Origin of the sequence: Paenibacillus sp. 2RAB27 (genome assembly GCF_052115445.1) — a bacterium.
Classification (GTDB): domain Bacteria; phylum Bacillota; class Bacilli; order Paenibacillales; family NBRC-103111; genus Paenibacillus_E.
Map to the genome: position 1 here is coordinate 1 of NZ_JBFRGR010000061.1, position 20,046 is coordinate 20,046.

Genomic DNA, 20,046 nt, shown 5'->3' on the forward strand with positions numbered 1-20,046 from the left:
CATCTATAGTTACTGAAGGACATCCGATTGAAGTCCGACAGGAACTTTAGTGGAGTAACATATCAGTCGCAGACCTAGTTGTTGTTATGCATCCTGTGGTGATTTATTAAACTCAGCCKAGTGTGCGGGATCAAAAGGGTTGGATTTCTTCCATCCGTCTAAGACCTCATTCCGCGTCTGAACAAAATATTAGATTTATGGAAAACCGCAAACGGATCGAATAGGTTAAAGTTAGATAAAGTACCGATAACGAAGTAACGGCTGCCGCGTAGCAGCCGTTTTTTCGTTATCGGGCAGCATACCTATAAGAAGGTATGAAATTACCGAAATGTGACTACTTAATTTAAGATTAAAGCCCAACAAACCCGATCGTAGTGAAATCAAGAATATACTGCTCATTTTATGGCAAAATAATAAAAACAATAAGGAGAGATTCCCTTGAAAAGAACAATAGCTGATTCCATCGTGGAATCCCTTCTGAACGCCGGCGTGAAGCGAATTTACGGCATTATCGGCGATTCGCTTAATGCCTTGCTCGATGCGATCCGTCGTTCCGGAAAAATAGAATGGATCCATGTCCGCCACGAAGAGGTTGCAGCGTTCGCGGCTGGCGCGGATGCCATCCTCAGCGGAGGAATCGCCGTTTGTGCGGGTAGCAGCGGACCTGGTAATTTACATCTCATTAACGGTTTGTACGATTGCCATCGAAATCGGGTGCCAGTACTTGCGATTGCCGCTCATATTCCGAGCAGTGAAATTGGCAGCGGCTTTTTTCAAGAGACTCGTCCGGACATGTTGTTTCAGGAATGTAGCTTCTTTTGTGAAGTCGTAACCGGACCGAGGCAAATACCTCGAGCGGTTACGATGGCGATGCAAACCGCGACGGCAAGGTCGGGAGTGTCTGTCTTAGTTCTTCCTGGTGATGTAGCCGCTTTTGAATACGACGAAAGCCCGGTTCCAGAACGAGTCATCCATTCCACCCGACCAATTGTTTGCCCTTCTACAGACGAATTGAAGACGCTTGCCGACTACTTAGACAAAGGCAAGCGGATCACCTTGCTGTGCGGTGCTGGCTGCTCGGGAGCTCATGATTCGCTCATGAAGCTGTGTGAGAAACTGCAATCCCCGATGGTCATAGCGCTGCGAGGAAAAGAATATCTGGAATTTGACAACCCGTATTCCGTCGGGTTAACCGGCCTCATCGGATATTCATCAGGATACCACGCCATGATGGAATGCGATGTCTTACTCATGCTGGGTACCGATTTTCCATACCGGCAATTTTATCCGCAAGAAGCGACCATCCTTCAGGTTGATTTGGATTCCTCCCGACTAGGCCGGCGAACGCCGCTCGCATACGGGGTGTGCGGAGACGTAAAGACGACGGTCGACATGCTGTTACCCCTTTTAATGGAACTGCACTCCCCTGACCACCTGCAGCACTTTGCAGCACATTATGCCAAAGTCCGCGAGGAACTGGACAACCTTGCAGCTCCTGGTCGAGCTCCTATTCATCCGCAATTCCTCATGAAGGTTATCAGCGATCTCGCAGATGAGGATGCCGTTTTGACTTGCGATGTTGGTACGCCGACTGTGTGGGCTGCCCGATACTTGAGCATGAATGGAAAAAGAAGGCTACTTGGCTCGTTTAACCACGGGACAATGGCGAACGCCATGCCCCAGGCGATTGGGGCGCAGGTTGCGCAACCGGGACGCCAGGTCATATCGCTGTCTGGGGACGGGGGACTCACTATGCTGCTCGGAGATCTATTGACCCTTCGTCAGCATAAGCTCCCGATCAAGATCGTTGTCTTTAATAATGGCGCGCTTGGATTCGTGGAATTGGAAATGAAAGCAGCTGGCTTTTTAGAATTCGGAACGGAACTCGACAATCCAAACTTTGCGGCACTTGCTCAAGTCATGGGAATCGAAGGAATTCGCGTCGAGGATCCGAATGACTTGGAAAGCGCCGTTCGCCGAGCCCTCGAACACAGCGGTCCGGTAGTGCTGGACGTAGTCGTCAATCGTCAGGAGCTGGCGATGCCGCCGAAAATCAACCTCGAGCAGGCTCGCGGATTTACGATGTGGATGCTGAAAGCCGTTTTGAACGGGCAAGGCAACGAAGTCATCGAACTGGCGAAATCCAATCTCCTTCGGTAATAAATAGGAGTACTTTGGACTCCTACAACTGACTGGTCACACTGCCTTAGTCGCAAGTTTAAAAAATAGCCCCCATCTGATTGCCAGATGAGGGCTATTACTCTAACGGAGAACTATAGTTAAACAGTGAAGGGGCAGGATACTTCCAAAATGTGTTAAAATCATATTATCTGTACTGTGAAGGTAAGGAAGGTAAGTGGCTGCAGTGTTCCTTCTGAGAGGCATCTCTGGATTTCTTGTCGATGATGTGCCAGAGGTAGATTCTATACACTTCAAAAGACTTTGTTACTCTTTGGCAAACTATTCTAACGGGAAGTTCCTTTCCTTTGAAGAACCACATGTATCACAAAATTTCTATAAAGCAGAGCTGGGTTTACATGACGAAAGCACTTTTATTTTGTTAAACAGTTCGTATCCTTTCATAGGGTTTGCTTCATCTGTTCAGAACTAAGCAGAATTAAGGCAGATTTTTCATTGGAAACCTAAAACCGTCGGAGATGTCATCTTTAATTTTTGGGACTAGAGAAAAATTAAACATTCCGCTAAACGGGGAACGTTAGTTCAACGCACCCTTTTATAATATAAACTTAGACCCTCAGCCCGTAGCTGAGGGTTTCTTTTTGCTATTAAACTAAAGGATAGTTTAATTGAATAATCAACTAAAAAATAGATGGTAATTTTCCTGTTCCGTTTGATATAATTCCATAAAATGGTCATTGGAATGGAGTTGATTTAATGAATATTATGTTTGTATGTACCGATAATTTTACTCGAAGCGTAATAGCTGAATTTTGTATGAAAGATTTTCTCCGCAGAAGCAATAAGACTTCAATTAAGGTTGCTTCCGCAGGGATAAGAGCAAATAATGATGTTAGCAAGTATTCCAATATTCACTTTAATATAATGAATGAATTGAATATAGACACCACTGACTTCAAAAGAACGCTTTTTAATGAAAAACACTTTAAAGAGTACGATATAATAATTGCAATGAGTGAACTTCATAGAGATTATATTAATGAGAAATACGATCGTGAAATCCCATTATTCAATGAAGTTTATAACGGTCAAAAAACATCAGTGAATATAGGCGCTCCCGATAGTGAAGATTTTGTGGAACAAATGAAAAAATTGGTTCAATACTTTAAGGAAGCAACGCCCTGTATCATACATAATCTAGAACAAAAAGCTGACCTTTAATAAATTGTTTCTATTTCATAAAAAAATGACATGAATAATCTGGCGAAGTCAATGAGTTCATTACGTTAACGGCGAACGAGAGTTCGATAACAACAAGAGGCAGCCGACCCTATTGGATCAGTTGCCTTTTCTCAACTATCGGGCAGGATTATTCCATAGTCACGTAGAATAAATTATGTAAAAATTGGGTTGATATAGGGGGCTTGAGAGGGGCACGACGTTGACGAAGCGAATCTTGGAAATTGACGAAGCCGTCGCCTACATCCACCGGCATCTGGATGACCAATTGTCGTTGTCTCGTTTGGCCAAGCATGTGGCCTAAAGTCCATACCACTTCTCGCGATTATTCAGAGAACAGGTCGGACTGCCGCCGCTATATTATGTGTCAGCGCTGAGGCTACAGAAGGGGAAGGACTTGCTCATTCACACCGACTTTAGCATTCGCGATATCGGCTTAGAGATCAGTCAGATGAGCTTAGGCACTTTTACGACTCGATTTTCGGAGTGCGTTGTCGTAACGGCATCCGAATTTCGGCGTTCTTTACCGCATATTGATACGGTGAAGGATTCTCTAATCAGACTCGGGGTATGGCGAGAGATCGAGCCTCATTCAAGCGCTTATGGCGCGATAGAAGGGACCAGGAATAAAGCCGGGTGTTTACTATTTGATGGCAACCGCCATTCCGTGGGAGTCCAAAGAGCGCGATATTCTTCTTCCTCATGCTTCCCTCCGTACCCGAATTTGTATTCGGTCAGGCCAGAACTGTGCACATTAGCAATCCATGAGAAACCGGACATGCTGTTGGATGATAAAATGTAGACATAAAGAAGGCTGCATATGGAACGTGTAATCTTGATGATGAATGTGCAAGAAAACTAAGGAGGAGAGTTAGCCGTATGGGAAAGATCGTTTTCGCATTGAACCAGTCTTTGGACGGGTTCGTCGACTTCACAGGATCTATGCCTGACCCCGTGCTATTCCGTCATTTCATCGACGACATGCGCAGCCTGGCGGGCTGCGTATACGGGCGCCGCATGTACGAGAGCATGCGTTATTGGGACGAAGACCTTTTGGAATGGGATGCGTCGCAACGGGAATACGCAGCGGCGTTTCAAAGCAAGCCGAAGTGGGTGGTGTCGAGGACGCTAAAGTCCGTCGGGCCGAATGCTTCTCTGATCGAGGGCGACTTGGCAGCGGCGATACATGAGCTGAAGGCACAGCATGATGGAGAGATTGAAGTTGCCGGGCCGGAGTTGGCGCATAGTCTAACGGAGCTCGGTCTAGTTGATGAGTATCGACTCTATCTCCATCCAGTCGTGCTGGGTCACGGTAAGCCGTTCTTCGCCGGTCCGCGGCCGCCGCTACGCCTCGTGGCAAGCGATCGAATTGGCGAGAAGGTGATCAGGTTGACCTACGTTCCAGCTTAGTTGTGCGGTTGACCCAGCGGCCTAAAGGACACGTTACTTTAATAGGGATTCTCCGGCTGCAGCGGCAGTCAGAGGATCCCTTATTCTTTAAAATTTGTTCAGTTATGCGAAATGACATAGTTATTTATAGAATTGACGATTGACCTAACGGGTAAGTAAAGTTGAGGGTCTTGCTTCGCGGCAGCTCTTCTTTTGTTTATTAAAATAACGGGCAGATTTCTTCAGCAATAAAATAACCTATAAGCTAGTTTGGTAGGGGTCCAACTCGTTGATATTTAACTTCCTGTTTGTAATTTAACTTAAACGAACATGCTAAGGACCTTTAATTAGATATCCACGAAACCTTAGAGCCAATATTCCCCAAAACTGCTATGCCCTAAAACATATCCGATCTTTCGAACGTACGAATAATCCAAGGAGTAAACTTTGAAGCTACAGAAAGAATTCTCGTTCAGTGGATATGGCGATTGAAATGATTTTTTGCTTATAATGTATAAGTAATGAATGGACTATAACCTAGCGAGAAAAGGAAGAGTGAGATGACGAAATTTCAGCTACTGTTTATTAGGCAATTCGACGAAACGATTGCTTCGTGGCGTTCGGCGAACGAGCCGATTCTGGAAGCTGACCTTTACGGGTTGCTGCATAGGATTAAAGGAACAGCGGCTACAATTGATTTGCAAGAATGGACGGAAGCGGCCGAACAGTTGTTAATTGATCTTACAGAAGATGGTTTGCAATTGTGGACATTGGCGGAATTTGAACGCTTTATTCAATCAATTATGGCGTTAAGAAAAGCAACTGATACACTCGGCGAACAGGACATTTCTAATCGAGCTATGGAATCGTTTCGGGAATCCGCAGCAACTGTGGAAGCCGACCCCCTGGCTCCTGTTATGATTTCCGAGGTGCCTGGCCCGCTCGTCCTGCTGATCGATGACGATGTGGCCTTTCTTCAAGTGATAAAAGAGCGGTTGGAACAAGAGGGATGCATCGTCCTGGCGACACCTTATCCGGATAAAGCGATCAAATGGTTCTATGAGCTTAAGCCAGATTGTATCGTATTGGATGTCGTCATGCCAGGCCATAGCGGTTTTGATTTACTTACCATTCTGCAGGAGAGGTCACAGCGCTTTATGGTGCCTGTCTTGCTAATAAGCGCTCAGAACGACACAGATGTACGCATCAGGGCATACCAGTCGGGCGCGGACGACTTCATCTCCAAGCCCTTCGATCTTAATGAGTTTGTCGTACGCGTCCTGAACAAGCTGCGCCGGAAGCAAGCGATCAGCCGAATGATCCTGACAGACGAGTTAACTGGACTTTATAATACTCAATATTTACGAATCCGGTGGCAGCAAATCAGCCAGGAGGCAATTGCTGAAGGAAAGTCGTATTGGGCGGCGCAGTTTGATATTGATGCATTTCGCAGCTTGAACGAGCGATATGGCCATGCGGCGGCAGACGGTTATTTACATCATACCGCTGGGTGGCTGAGAGCGCATATCCGGACGGACGAACTGCTTGTCCGATGGGAGCGGGACCGTTTCGTACTTCTCGGAAGAGAAGGCACGGTGGAAACCATATCGCTGAGATTAAATCGGTTGTCGGAATTGTTTACCGCCCATACATATGAGATCGCTGGGGATGCCGTCAACATGTCGCTGTCCTATGTTTTCACGACTCTGGATGGGGCGTATGACCCTGATGCTTGCATTGCCGCACTGGGTGAAGCAATGAGGGATATGAAGCTCGGCCTTCGCAATCGCTTGAGCGATACCCATACAGTTGTAGGCATTCAGCGCAAAGGAGCTTGCCGTGTAGCTATCATCGACGACGACCCGCTAATCCGTAACATGCTGGAGCGACGCCTACGCGATATGGAAGTTGTTGGAGGAGAAGGGCTGGAAATTCGTACATTTGCGGACGGGGAAGCTTTCTTCTCGGATGTATGGCATAACGGAGAGCATGCGTACTTGCTCATTCTTGACCGAATGATGCCGCGTATGAATGGTATGGAAGTGCTAACTCGTTTACGCACAGACTATCCGGCTGATAAATATCGCATTCTGATGCTGACTGGTAATGGCGACGAGACGGAAATCGCGCAGGCCATCCGGGCAGGCACGGATGATTACGTCACGAAACCGTTTCGTCTGCCAGAGCTTGAAGCTCGTATACGGCGTCTCTTGCAGGGGAGGAGCCGATGAACGATTCAACAGCCTTTAATGCCGTCCTACTATTTTGCATTTGTTGGATCTGTTTGCTTCTCGCCCTTTATTGTTATTTGCTTACCCGAAAATGGATGTTTAACAAAAGACGAAACAAGATAGCAGTATGGTCGTCAATCGCTTCGATGCCGGATTCACCGATCGAACGCTATGTGACGATGGGAGAGACGTCGCGTCGGATTTCACCGCATCATCCGTGGCAATGGCGCGCCCTTGAAGCGTATTTGACCCACCGGCTTCGCGTTGGGGGAACGCAATCGGAACACGAGCGGGTGTATCATCTCGCTGAAGAGTTGTATGGACCGTTATATCGAAACCGTTTGAATGACCGTAAGGAAGAAGTACGGCTGCATACTCTTGCTCAAGTCGGTTTGTTTCGAATGAAAGGACTTCATGAGGAAGTTTCCGCTATTGTGAAAGGCAAACGGATTAAGCCAGAGGAGTTGTTTGCGGCTTTGCGGGTGTTAGCGGCATTCCAGGACAAGAAGTTGCTGGATTGGCTGATCGGTGTACACGGACCGCTGCCGTTGTTATCCGATCACCGTTACCGACAATTGTTGATGGCGCTAGGAACGGAACTGCTTGAGGAGCTGATTGATCGGTTCGATATGGGGAATGACTTGTTGCAGCGTAACCTTCTCGATGTACTGCGGACCCGTAATATTCGTACGGAACATTATCTTACCCTGATTGAGCGCCTATTGTGCTCGCCGTCCGATGAACTGCGCATTCGTGCGCTAAAAGCGGCAGCGGGTTTCGGGTATTTGAGTCAGGAAGCGGAGGAAGCTCATTATGTTCGTTATTCCGATTGGCGTCAATATCCATGGGAGGAACGGCTGATGGCCGCACGGTTGATGGGGGAGGTAAGGAATGCGGAGTACCAAAAGCTTCTGGAACAAATGATCGGTGACGATCGGTATGCCGTCCGTATTGAAGCTGCTCAATCAATTGGTCGTTATTCGAAAGGCGATGCACATCTCGTACGCATCGCTTCGATGCATGCCGATCGTTATGCACGTGAGGCGGCGGAAGAGATGCTGGAAAGGAGAAGCTATGAACGAAACGTGGAGTGAATGGATCACCTTGGCTTCAGTTATTGGATCGGTTGTTATTGTCATTTACATCCTTATGGTTATGCTCTTTTACATAATACTGTTCTTCGTCGCGATTCGTACGATTCGTACAAAAGCAAATTCCCTGTCTTTTCAAAACGAAGAAATCCTGAACTCATCCTTCAGTCCACCCTTGTCCATCCTTGTGCCAGCTTATAATGAAGAGCTCAACATCGTCGATAGTGTCCGCTCTTTGCTTGGCATCAATTATGAAACCTATGAGATCATCGTCGTGAACGACGGCTCCAAAGACGCGACGAAACAGAACATGATCAATGAGTTTGATATGTTCGAAGTTCAGCATCAAGTACGTTGGTCAGGACTAAACAAAGAGACGAAGCTGGTTCGCGGCATATACCAGTCACGCATACATCCAAACCTCAAGTTGGCCGACAAGGAGAACGGGGGCAAGGCCGATGCGTTGAACACGGGAATCAATCTTGCACATTATCCGTATGTCGTTTCGCTAGACGGTGACACGGTGCTCGATCCAGACGCTTTTCTGAAAATTATGAAGCCGATCGTGGAAGCAAAGCCTGGAGAAGAAATCATTGCTTGCGGCGGTAGTGTCGGCATCGCCAACGGAAGCGTCGTCGACCGTGGATATCTTGGTGAAGATGTTCGATTACCTCGCAACACTATCGTTGTCATGCAGGTAATCGAATATTTTCGGGCATTCCTTATGGGACGTATCGGATTAAGCAAGATGAATATGCTGCTGATCGTTTCCGGCGCGTTCGGCGTTTTTCGCAGAGATTGGCTGCTGGAAGCGGGTGGCTACGAGACCGGTACGATCGGAGAAGACATGGAGCTAATTGTACGGCTGCATCGCTTGATTCGCCAAAAGAAGAGCAAGGCGCACATCGCCTATATTCCCGATCCTGTGTGCTGGACGGAAGCGCCGGAGCAATTGAAGTATTTGAAGCGACAGCGTATACGTTGGCATCGCGGTTTGTTCGAGAGTCTATGGCGACATCGCGGTATGATGCTCAATCCGCGTTATGGCCGTATCGGACTTGTGTCGATGCCTTATTTTCTGTTCGTCGAGTTGCTCGGTCCTGTTGTCGAATTGTTTGGTTATGTGTTCCTTGTCGTTCATTTGTTGATCGGCGACGTCAACATCGCTTTTAGTGCGCTGCTGCTCGCCGCCATGATTTTGTACGGCTCATTTTTATCGATGGGTGCGGTACTGCTTGAAGAATGGGGAATGGGTAGATACAACCGAGTGGCAGATGTATCTCGGCTGTTCTGGTGGGCGCTGTCGGAATCATTCTGGTATCGGCCGATCCAAACGATATGGCGTTGCCGAGGACTTGTGCAAGCGATTTTCGGTAAACGGCAAGAGTGGGGAGATATGGTTCGCAAAGGYATTTCCGTAAGTCAAGGAGGCACCGGCAAATGAGAAAAATACGTAAAGCTGGGTACAGCGCTCTTATGAAACGGAAAATTTTTATTGCATCTGCCGTCATTGCGCTGCTTGTAGGGGTTACCGCGACGGTTTTGGTGTCTGGGATATTCGCTCCGCGCGAACATGTGGAGATGGTGAAGGTGGATGGATTAACGATTCCAGCGAACGTCGGGAGCCAATATTTGCAGGTGTACCACAATGGCGTGCCGCAAGATCTGCTTCTTAAGGGCGTCAATATGGGCATCGCCAAACCGGGGCATTTCCCGGGAGAAACGGCGATAACGAAAGCCGAGTATATGCGCTGGTTTCAGCATATCGGCGACATGCATGCGAATGTGGTGCGTATTTATACGCTGCATCCGCCAGTTTTTTACGAGGCGCTTAAAGCGTACAATGACAAGGCGGCAAATCCGCTTTATGTGCTGCAGGGCATTTGGATGAACGAGGACAAGCTCCTCGCGTCAGGAGATGTGTTTGCTGATGAGAATTCACAAGATTTCGCCGAGGAAACATGACGCACCATTGACGTGATTCACGGGAACGCCAAAATTCCTAATAGGCCTGGCCATGCTTCGGGCTCGTATACAGCGGACATTTCGCAGTATGTACTCGGCTGGATCATCGGGGTCGAATGGGATCCTGACATTGTTATCTCTACGAACGCCAAGCATGTGAATGCGCCAGATTTCGAAGGTACATACTTCCGGACGGAAACGGCATCCCCATTCGAGACGTGGCTAGCGAAAGCGATGGACGATACGGTCAAGTATGAAACGGAAAAATACACATGGCAACGGCCCATCAGTTTTACGAACTGGGTGACGACCGATCCGTTGAAACATCCGGCAGAACCGAGTGCAAAGGAGGATGCGGTATTCATCAATCCGAACGTCATCTGGCCAACACCGTCCCTCAAAGCCGGCTATTTCGCATCCTATCATGTATATCCATACTATCCGGACTTCATGAACTACGAAACGAAGTACACTGGTTATATCGATGAACGGGGACAAAAGAATAATTACGCAGGTTACCTGAGGGATCTGAAACAGGTGCACCGGATGCCGGTCGTCGTTGCGGAGTTCGGCGTTCCCGCATCTCGCGGTATGACGCACCGCAATGTCAGCGGCTGGAATCAGGGATTTTTGTCCGAGGAGGAGCAAGGGGAGATCGATAGTCGATTGTTCGAAGATATCTATCATGAAGGAATGGCTGGCGGGCTCGTATTCTCCTGGCAGGACGAGTGGTTCAAGCGTACTTGGAACAACATGGACTACGACAATCCAGATCGACGCCCCTTCTGGTCGAACGTTCAGACGAGTGAGCAAAACTTCGGGTTAATGAGTTTCGATCCTGGAGCCAAGGAACTAATTGTGAAAGTAGATGGGAAAACGGAGGACTGGGAGAGAGCCGGTATTCAACCGCTTGCTGTTGCTGGCAAAACTGGCGCAAGCGCCCTGCGGAAATATAATGACGGTTATGACGAGCAGCGCCAAATCGACCGTCTGTATATGGCAAGTGACGAACGGTATGTATATTTCCGCCTCGATTTCGGTAAGAGCGATAAGCCGCTTGATTGGACGAGAACTAATGCGACGTTCCTGCTCAATACGGTGCCAGATCAAGGGCAGACGGCGATGTCGGGAGGAGGACTGACAAGCGATGCCGGATTTGATTTTGCGATCGATGTCAAAGGACCGAACACCTCCCGGATATGGATTGACAGCTATTACGATCTGCACGAACTGCAGTATGGCCGCATGCTGGGCATGATTCCGCAGACCGCATATGCGGACAAGAAAAACAATGGCGTATTCCACAAACAGATGCTGACGTTAAATAAGCCGTTGACGATTCCGAATCGGCAAGGAGACGCTGCGTTTATTCCCTTCGAATCCTACGAAACGGGCTTGCTTCGCTTCGGCGATGGTGACCCGGACAGTCCGCAATACGATTCTATTACGGATGTGGCTGTGAATGCCAAGGATGCGATTGTCGAGCTGCGCATTCCCTGGCAACTACTCAATATCAAAGATCCCAGCATGCATGAAGCGGTAGGAGACATTAGGGAGAAGGGTCTGGATGCAAGCGTGCAAACTCCAGGCTTCCACGTTGCAGTCGTCACCTATAGGCCAGAACCGGACGAAGATAGCACGCAGCATCCAGGTGGGGGCGCTATTTCTGACTTCCTGCCATCTGCAAGCAACGGCGTGCTTCGTACGAATGACATGCCGTTCTATCAATGGAAAGGGTGGGACTATCCTCAAACACACGAACGGTTGAAGAAATCGTACTACAAGCTGAAAGAAAAATTTGCTGCCGTGCGGTTACCAACGGATTAAGTGCTGAATTATTAGCGTGCGATTTTGATCGAAAAATAATTATTGAGTCGATTGATACAGCCAGTTGATCTACCGTCCTTTCTCAACGAATAAACAATAGAGTTAGAACCAGGGAGCAGCTCGCCACGCGGAAGCTGCTCCCTGGTTTCATAAAAGTAACGGGATAGTTGAAATAATAATCCCGGTTAACCTAGGAGATTTCCATTAAATTTTTTTGCTTTTCTGTCACACTTCACATCCCTTGCCCGTCATACAGGTAAAGTTTGAAGGGGATGATGAGCGATACAAAAGGTTGATGTGGTCGTGGTTAGTGGAGGGATAGCCGGTTTAACTGTAGCAATTACGCAGCCATAACCGGGAAACAAACGGCGGTCATAGAAAAACAGAATCGCTGAGGCCGTCGAGCCATTTCTAATAAGAAAAAGTTGACTGAAGAGGAAGTTGGAGCTTCGTCATTTATTACTTTAGTAAATTCAGCGTCTCTTTATCGTGTTGAATCATACCATACGGGGTTGGCAATACAAGCTTTAAAGCTCGGCAGATATAGACTAGCTAGTTTGAATGGAAAGGATGAGCTTCTTTCTACTTTAAATGGCTTAGCCACTGTTGCAGCCACAGCTAGAAGTATTTCTCTCGCCGACGAATTACAAATTCTAGTACGGAGGTATAGGGATGAACCTCAGTATTCTTTGTCAGTTCAGGAAGCTTTGATGATATGCCTTGTAGCTGCTGCAAGCAAAAGTGATCTAAATGATTGGATAGAATATATAGGGAATGGGATTACAGAGTTAGCTTTTGGCAAGTTGACTAGAGGAGAAGGAGAGGTACTATATTGTGGAATAGACATAGTCGCCTCTCTCTGTTCAAGATGAGGTAGATGTACAAAAATAGGATTTTATTAAATGGGTAGATCTCTATATGCTCCCGCATTTAAATATTGCTATAAAAGGGGAAGATCTTTATGCTGCACGATGTGCAGTGGTACATTCCATGAAAAGTGAATCAAGGATGTCCAAAGAAAATAAAGCAACACAAGTTTTATACGCTTATGGAAATAATAATCAAGAGGATCTTCAAAAACTAATTGCGATTACTGAAAAAAATTATATTGCTATTCATATTGATGAACTATTTAAAAGTTTTCGCATTGGAATTGCAGATTTTATTTTAATGGTAATTGAATAACCTACTTTCTTTTGTTGTATTAGAATTAGTTTTGAATTCTATAGGTATTACAATAGTGATAATTGGTAATAATTGAATCCTTAAAATATCTGTATAACCTGCTCCGTAAGAAAATAAAATCTATTACTTTTATTTTTTAAATATATAGAAGTTCATATTTGAATACATCCAAGGATTTTTTCTAAAACGAAAAAAAATTTGACTTGAGAAAAAATAATTCAAAATTTGCAAAATTTGTTGCATGTTAATGGAATTGATCTGTACTATAATTCATTTGTATCCGCTTACAGTTAATTAAAATGCAGTGTATAGTGGAATTAAAAATGAAAAAGGGGATTGATTCGATGATCAAAAAAACAGTTCGTAGTATTGCAACTTTCTCAATCATTGCGGGATTGCTTGCCGGGTGCTCTACTAGTACGGGTACTACTGCTACTGGCAGCAATACTCCAGGAGTGACAGACAAGAAAGTCGAGCCTGTAACTCTAAAATTCCACTTTTGGTATAACGAAGATCAAGACAATTGGAAAATCGTCTATAAGGAGTTCGAGAAAAAGTATCCAAACATCAAGATTGAATCAGTAACGGCTGGGGACAACAATTCAATTGAGTACTTGAAAAAACTTGATCTTGCTGCCGCATCCGGCGATCAAATTGATGTGATGATGTTCTCTGCTCCACAATATTACTCGCAGCGCGCTGCTATCAATATGCTTGAGCCCCTTAACAGTTACATTGCTAAAGATGGATATAAAGTGCAGGACGAATATTATTTTGACCCATCGATTGGTGACAAGACTTATGCACTTCCTGCTAAAAAAGTTTCTTTCTTTGTTATGATGAATAAAAATCATTTGGACGAAGCGGGTTTACCGGTTCCTAAGGATTGGACTTGGGATGAATTCCTCGATTATTCAAAAAAACTGACCAAGGGTGAGGGAACGAATAAGCGGTATGGAAACTACTTTCACACATTCCCTCTATTCTATCAATTTGCTCAGATGACTCAGATGGATGATTACCTCTTGTATAAGGAGGATGGTAAGACTTTGAATGTAGATACCCCGTTAAATAAGAAATGGCTTGATATTCGCAAGCAAGCGGAAGTGGTGGACAAATCTACAACACCATACGCAGAAGTTATCAGTCAAAAACTGAATTACAGGCCTCAGTATTTTAATGAAAAAGCGAGTATGATTATCACTGGAGACTTTATGATTCCCGAAGCCGGCGGAACGGATAAAGTACCTGCTAATTTCAAGACCGTTTTTGCACCTTTGCCTAAAGTGAACAAGAGCGACCCGATCACAACAACATCGGGCTCTGATCTTATGGCTGTATATGCAAAGTCGAAGCACAAGGAGGAAGCTTATCAATTCATCCGTTGGTACACAACAGAAGGAATTCAGCTGCAAGGGAAATATATTTCCTCATGGAAAAAAGCCGATGTTAGCAAAACCATCGATAACCTGATAGCAGCTTCCAAAACACCAGATAAAGTCGATAAGGATTCTTTATTGTATGTGATGAAAAACAGCATTCCACAAAAATTCCGCATTCCGGCGCCCTTTAGCGATGAAGTTGATAAAGCTTACGTTAAAGAAGTGGAAAGATTTCTGCTTGGCGAAGTAGATGCGAATACTGCTATTAAAAATGCTTCTCAAAAGGTGCAAGAAGTCATAAAAAATAACAGCAAATAAACAAATATAAAATCAATGGTCGTCTCAGGCTAACTGAGTTGGCTGTTGATTTTTTTTGTATAAGAGTCTTTCTCGCAGACACACTAGAAAAGTCTTACGGAAAAAAAATTTTTTTAATTGCAAAATTTGTTGAATGTATATGAAACAAATTTGACGTATGATTCTTAAATAACCAAATCCACCCGTTTTCATAATAGGAGAAAATGAGGATGTTATTAAGGGAAAAAGGGGATTGACAATGCTTAATAAAACAGTTCGTAGTATAACTGCTATTTCAATCATAGCAGGATTGCTTAGCGGGTGTGCGAATAGTCCAAATGTTAAAAATCCAGAGATTACCGACAAGAAAGCTGAAAAAGTAACATTGAAATTCCATTTTTGGTATAACGAAGACCAAGATAATTGGAAAACTGTCTACAAAGAGTTCGAGAAAAAATATCCGAACATTAAGATTGAAGCAGTAACCGCTGGGGATAACAATGGTACTGAGTATCTAAAAAAACTTGATCTCGCTGCCGCATCAGGCGATCAAATTGATGTCATGATGTTTTCTCAAGCGCAACATTACTCTCAGCGAGCCGCAATAAATATGCTGGAGCCGCTTAACAGTTACATTGCTAAAGATGGATATAAGGTATCAGATGAGTATTATATAGATCCTACCATCGGGGATAAGACTTATGCTCTTCCCGCAAAGAAAACTTCTTTCCTTGTTATGCTGAACAAAAATCATTTGGACGAAGCAGGCTTGCCGGTTCCTAAGGATTGGACTTGGGACGAATTCCTTGCGTATTCGAAGAAGCTAACGAAAGGCGAGGGAGCGAATAAGAGATATGGAACCTACTTCCATACATTTTCTATTTACTATCAATTGGCTCAGATCAATCAGATGGACAATTTCTTCCTTTATAAGGCTGACGGCAAGACTTTAAATTTGGATAACCCACTAATAGAGAAGTCGCTTGATATCCGCAAGCAAGCAGAAGTGGTGGACAGATCGGCAACACCGTACTCAGAAACAATTAGCCAAAAATTAAGCTACAGGCCTCAATATTTCAATCAAAAAGCGAGTATGATTCTCACAGGCGATTTTATGATTCCTGAAGCTGGTGGGACGGATAAAGTGCCTGCTAACTTCACAACAGTTTTCGCTCCTTATCCGAAAGTGAACAAGAATGACCCAACATCAACAATTTCAGGCGGAGATCTCATGGCTGTATACTCGAAATCAAAGCATAAAGAGGAAGCTTACCAATTCATACGTTGGTATACAACAGAAGGAATTCAGCTTCAGAGTAAATATATCCCTTCGTGGAAAAAAGCGGATGTAAACAGAATCATCGATGCTCAGATTGCTTCTTCCAAAGCACCGGATAAAGTCGATAAGGAATCTTTACTGTACGTGATGAAAAATAGCATTCCGCAGAAATTCAATGTTCCGATGCCTTATAGCGATGAGGTTGATAAGGCTTATATTAAAGAAGTCGAAAAGTTTTTACTTGGTGATGCAGATGAGAATACCGCCCTTAATAACGCATCTCAAAAAGTACGGGAAATAATAAAGAATAACAGCCAATAAAAATCAAAATCAACGGTCTTCTCGAACGAACTGAGATTGCCGTTGATTTTGGTTTTCCAAGTATAACATTATTTTTATGGAAATCTGGAAATTCCAGCAGGAAGCGGTGTATGAGTCATGAAATGGCTGCAGGGTTTAAAATCTTCTTTACGAAAACAAATCATTATAACATCATTGCTCTGTTTAGTGATTCCTGTCGGGGCGATTATAGTGCTCTCTAGTCTCTTTACAATCCATTTAATCAAGGGACGTGTAGTTCAAACTGCTTCGGAATCCTTACAAGTTACTGGGGCTCATATGACAAATATTATGGACAACATGATTAGGATTACGAATAACATTCAATTTGATGTGGAAATGAAATCCTTATTGAAGAATCCTAAATCGGAAGGTAGCAAATTGATTGAAATGCAAAAGAAGGTAGAGGAGAAACTGGATCCACTAGTTTCAAATAGTCCTGGAACATATATTACAATATTGCTCCCTGGTTCCAGTTATTATTCAAATTACAGTTTTTATGAATATAATCCTATACGCTTTAAAAGCGAACTCTGGTATCCGAGCCTTGAGCAGATGGACACTTTCGATACGCTCTGGGTCGGCGTACATCCTACGTATATACAATCTGAACGTGGGCGTAATCCATATATGGTAACCGTTGCCCGTGCTTTGCGTGATGTATCTTCAGAACCGTATGCCTACGTTATTGTTAGCGTAAATGAATTGCAACTTCGTTCCATCATTACAAAATACAGTGAAAGCCAAAATATTATGTTGCTTTCAAATGAAGGGAAAATCATATCGGGTTTGGATCGGATAGGAGAGACATATTCGCAATTCGAGGAGTTGAATAAATCAGCTGAGAATTCCTTGATCACTTTCGGTGGAGAGGAACAAATTCTCGTCAAACATAATCTCCCTCTTGCCGGTTGGATGCTAGTCAGTTTGACTCCGTACATGAAAGCTACATCCCCAATTTACGCTCTTTTCCAATCCAACTTTCTGCTAGAAATCGGCTTTGTTATTTTATTTTTATTCATTCTTATTTATTTATTGCGCCGGTTTACAAAACCGATCATTCGCTTAGTGCAAGTAGCAAACAGCATAGAAGCAGGTAATTTGGCAGTCCGATCTAATATTAAGGGACCAGATGAATTCGTAAAACTGGGTCGTTCGATTKACCATATGCTAGATAGCATCAGGTCAATGGTGAAACAAATTACTTACGAGCAAGAAATGAAGAGAAGAGCGGAGCTTGCTATGTTACAGGCACAGATTAACCCGCATTTTTTATTTAATATTTTGAATGCCATTAGACTCAAGATTATGCTTCGAGGAGATCGAGAGCATGCTAGCATCATCCGTTCTTTAACACATCTGCTTCGCCAAACGATCAATAATGAGCATGAATTTGTCCACTTACAAGATGAAGTAGGCATTGTAGAGGATTATATGAAATTAATGTGCTTCACATCAAAGAATCTATTTCAGTATGAGATCGATTTAAGTTCCGAAACATTGCATGAGATGGTGCCGCGTTTCATTCTACAGCCCATTATTGAGAATGCATTAATCCATGGCTTAAAGCAAAATGAGGGAGTGATTCGAATCCAGGCATGGAAAGAAAAAGAGAAACTGTTAATTTGCATCCAAGACGATGGAACTGGAATGACGACGAATGAATTGGAGGGATTGCGAAAAAAACTCCTATTCGGCTTCAGAAGCAGTTATGTCCAAGAAGAAAACCGTAAAGGTATGCATGGAATTGGTTTAATCAATGTATACGAACGGTTGAGTTTGGTCTACGGAGGTCATTTTCAAATGGATCTTGAAAGTCAACCTGGGAAGGGCACAGTAGTTAAATTATTTATTCCGGAAAGAGGAAGAAATGCCAATGTGGAAAGTGATTCTCGTCGATGACAGCTATCCTGTACTTGAGTTTTTATCCCAAATCATCCCTTGGGAATCGTTAGAAATGAAGGTTATTGGCATGCATCAAAACGGTAGTGATGCGTTGGATCATTGCAAGGTTGATATGCCGCACATTCTCATTACAGATATTGGCATGCCAGATATAGACGGCTTAGAACTAACGAAGACTGCTAAGCAGCTAGCCCCTCATTTGAAAGTTATTATTCTGTCGTGCTATAACGAATTTCAATATGCCCAACAGGCTGTCAAGTTAAACGTCACGGAGTATATCCTAAAGGAAACAATGGAGCCGGAGACGATATTTGAAATTCTAAAAACAACACAATTGCAATTGGAACAAGAAGAAAAAATACGAGAAAATCAAGTCCGTTTAAAGGCGATTCTAGACCAGAATAATTCTATCTTAAAGGAAACATTTATTCGCTCGACTCTTATTAATCCGATACATGATACTAAACGTTGGATGGCTGAAGCGTATGAGTTTGGAATCGATTTGGACAAGTATAGATATTTACCCGTACTCTGTTTCGTAAACAGGTATCGTGAATTGAAACAAAGATATCAATCGGTCGAATTGTTCAAGTTTGTTTTTGAGAACGGTTTCGATAATTTGGTCGATACAAAAAGAATAGGCGTGAGCTTTCAGTGCGGTGTTAATGAAATCGTTTTATTGGTTCCTCTACTAAGAAAGCCTATAGCTAAAGAAGACGATGAGACCCTCTTTAATCTTAATGCAATCCAGGAGGATTTTGAGAGATATTTAAGAATCAGCTTGTCCTTCATGATTTCGGCGCCTGCTCATACGCCGCAAGAAATCAAACAGCGCTTGAAGGACTTAACGAACAGTAAGGATCAGCGGTTTTATTCCAATGAAATGAGTATCATTAAATGGGAGGAGTTTCAATGCTCTACTGATGATATCTATAAGTATTTCTCTCAAACATCAGATGATCTAAAACAAGTAATTGCAGAAGGCAGTAAAGATAGAATGATTGGAATATTAGCTGATTTGGAAAAAATGCTTAGAACCTATCGGTTTAAGGCAGAGGAAGTACGAGGGTGGGTGATTAAGCTTTTATCCGATATTGATTTAAAGTATCGATCAATCCAACTTTTTCAAAAGGTCTATTCAACAGAAATGATTCATAACACTATCTTGGAGTTGGAATCATTGGAAGAATTGTTTTCCTATATTATGTATTTTCTCTTAGATAAAATACATTACGTCGCAAAAACCCAGCACGAAAGCCAGCGAAAAGAGGTCATTGAAGCTAAACAATATGTAATGACGCACATGTCAGAGAAAATCGTGATGGAGGAGGTTGCTCACATGCTATTTTTAAACGCGAGCCACTTTAGTCGTATCTTCAAACTTGAAACGGGAGAGACTTTCATCGAATTCACAACACGATCTAAAATGGAACGAGCACAGGAGTATTTACTACAATCCGAAAAAAATGTAGAGCAAATTGCTGAAATGCTTGGATATGAGAATACCAGCTATTTTATTAAATTGTTTAAAGCATTCTCAGGGATGTCACCGGTTAACTTTCGCAGATTTAAGTGAGTATACTTAATTTGTTATAAATAGGGAATTATTTATTGCCTTAAAGAAAGTGCAAAAAAAAACTACGACTGACCAATTGACTAACAGGTAATTCCAAATCCTCTGTCGAATTAGTTAATAGCTAATTTGACGGAGGTCTTGCTCTATGCCATTACCAAAAAACCGAATCATTCCTGAAAAGAAAGTTTACTTTCACCCTGAA

General features: G+C 43.9%; 14 protein-coding genes. All 14 read left to right on the plus strand.

Going from position 1 to position 20,046, the window contains the following annotated elements:
* Nucleotides 1–438 precede the first annotated feature (438 nt).
* The 14 genes from poxB (at nt 439) to AB4114_RS34510 (ending at nt 19,844) form a co-directional block, all read left to right on the plus strand.
* Nucleotides 439–2,160, plus strand: a complete 1,722-nt coding sequence (gene poxB / locus AB4114_RS34445) for a ubiquinone-dependent pyruvate dehydrogenase (RefSeq protein ID WP_441992457.1) — start codon at nt 439–441, stop codon at nt 2,158–2,160.
* Between the two features lie 735 nt (nt 2,161–2,895).
* A complete protein-coding gene (locus tag AB4114_RS34450) occupies nt 2,896–3,360 on the plus strand; it encodes an arsenate reductase/protein-tyrosine-phosphatase family protein (protein ID WP_441992458.1) in 465 nt (154 codons plus the stop codon).
* 382 nt (nt 3,361–3,742) lie between these two features.
* Nucleotides 3,743–4,180 carry a hypothetical protein gene (locus tag AB4114_RS34455; RefSeq protein ID WP_441992459.1) on the plus strand — a complete coding sequence of 146 codons (438 nt, stop codon included), beginning with the start codon at nt 3,743–3,745 and terminating at the stop codon, nt 4,178–4,180.
* 77 nt (nt 4,181–4,257) lie between these two features.
* Nucleotides 4,258–4,788 (plus strand): dihydrofolate reductase family protein, encoded by a 531-nt coding sequence (locus tag AB4114_RS34460; RefSeq protein ID WP_441992460.1) that lies wholly within the window; start codon nt 4,258–4,260, stop codon nt 4,786–4,788.
* A gap of 539 nt (nt 4,789–5,327) precedes the next feature.
* Entirely contained in the window at nt 5,328–6,998 is a 1,671-nt protein-coding gene (locus AB4114_RS34465) for a response regulator (RefSeq protein ID WP_441992461.1), read from the plus strand.
* Nucleotides 6,995–8,092: a HEAT repeat domain-containing protein gene (locus AB4114_RS34470; RefSeq protein WP_441992462.1), complete on the plus strand. Its 1,098-nt coding sequence runs from the start codon at nt 6,995–6,997 to the stop codon at nt 8,090–8,092. Before AB4114_RS34465 ends, AB4114_RS34470 begins: the two co-directional genes overlap by 4 nt.
* Nucleotides 8,073–9,533, plus strand: coding sequence for a glycosyltransferase family 2 protein (locus tag AB4114_RS34475; protein WP_441992463.1), 1,461 nt, complete (start codon nt 8,073–8,075; stop codon nt 9,531–9,533). Before AB4114_RS34470 ends, AB4114_RS34475 begins: the two co-directional genes overlap by 20 nt.
* Nucleotides 9,530–10,054, plus strand: coding sequence for a hypothetical protein (locus tag AB4114_RS34480; RefSeq protein WP_441992464.1), 525 nt, complete (start codon nt 9,530–9,532; stop codon nt 10,052–10,054). Before AB4114_RS34475 ends, AB4114_RS34480 begins: the two co-directional genes overlap by 4 nt.
* A gap of 12 nt (nt 10,055–10,066) precedes the next feature.
* The gene (locus tag AB4114_RS34485) at nt 10,067–11,881 is read left to right on the plus strand and encodes a hypothetical protein (protein ID WP_441992465.1); all 1,815 of its coding nucleotides are present in this window, start codon (nt 10,067–10,069) and stop codon (nt 11,879–11,881) included.
* 918 nt (nt 11,882–12,799) lie between these two features.
* On the plus strand, nt 12,800–13,066 hold the full coding sequence (locus AB4114_RS34490) for a hypothetical protein (protein ID WP_441992466.1): 267 nt from the start codon (nt 12,800–12,802) through the stop codon (nt 13,064–13,066).
* Nucleotides 13,067–13,410: 344 nt separating this feature from the next.
* Nucleotides 13,411–14,766, plus strand: a complete 1,356-nt coding sequence (locus AB4114_RS34495) for an ABC transporter substrate-binding protein (protein WP_441992467.1) — start codon at nt 13,411–13,413, stop codon at nt 14,764–14,766.
* Nucleotides 14,767–15,004: 238 nt separating this feature from the next.
* Complete coding sequence (locus AB4114_RS34500; RefSeq protein ID WP_441992468.1) at nt 15,005–16,345, plus strand: ABC transporter substrate-binding protein; 1,341 nt, start codon at nt 15,005–15,007, stop codon at nt 16,343–16,345.
* A gap of 117 nt (nt 16,346–16,462) precedes the next feature.
* Entirely contained in the window at nt 16,463–18,265 is a 1,803-nt protein-coding gene (locus AB4114_RS34505; RefSeq protein WP_441992469.1) for a cache domain-containing sensor histidine kinase, read from the plus strand.
* The gene (locus tag AB4114_RS34510; RefSeq protein WP_441992470.1) at nt 18,240–19,844 is read left to right on the plus strand and encodes a response regulator transcription factor; all 1,605 of its coding nucleotides are present in this window, start codon (nt 18,240–18,242) and stop codon (nt 19,842–19,844) included. Before AB4114_RS34505 ends, AB4114_RS34510 begins: the two co-directional genes overlap by 26 nt.
* Nucleotides 19,845–20,046: the final 202 nt, after the last annotated feature.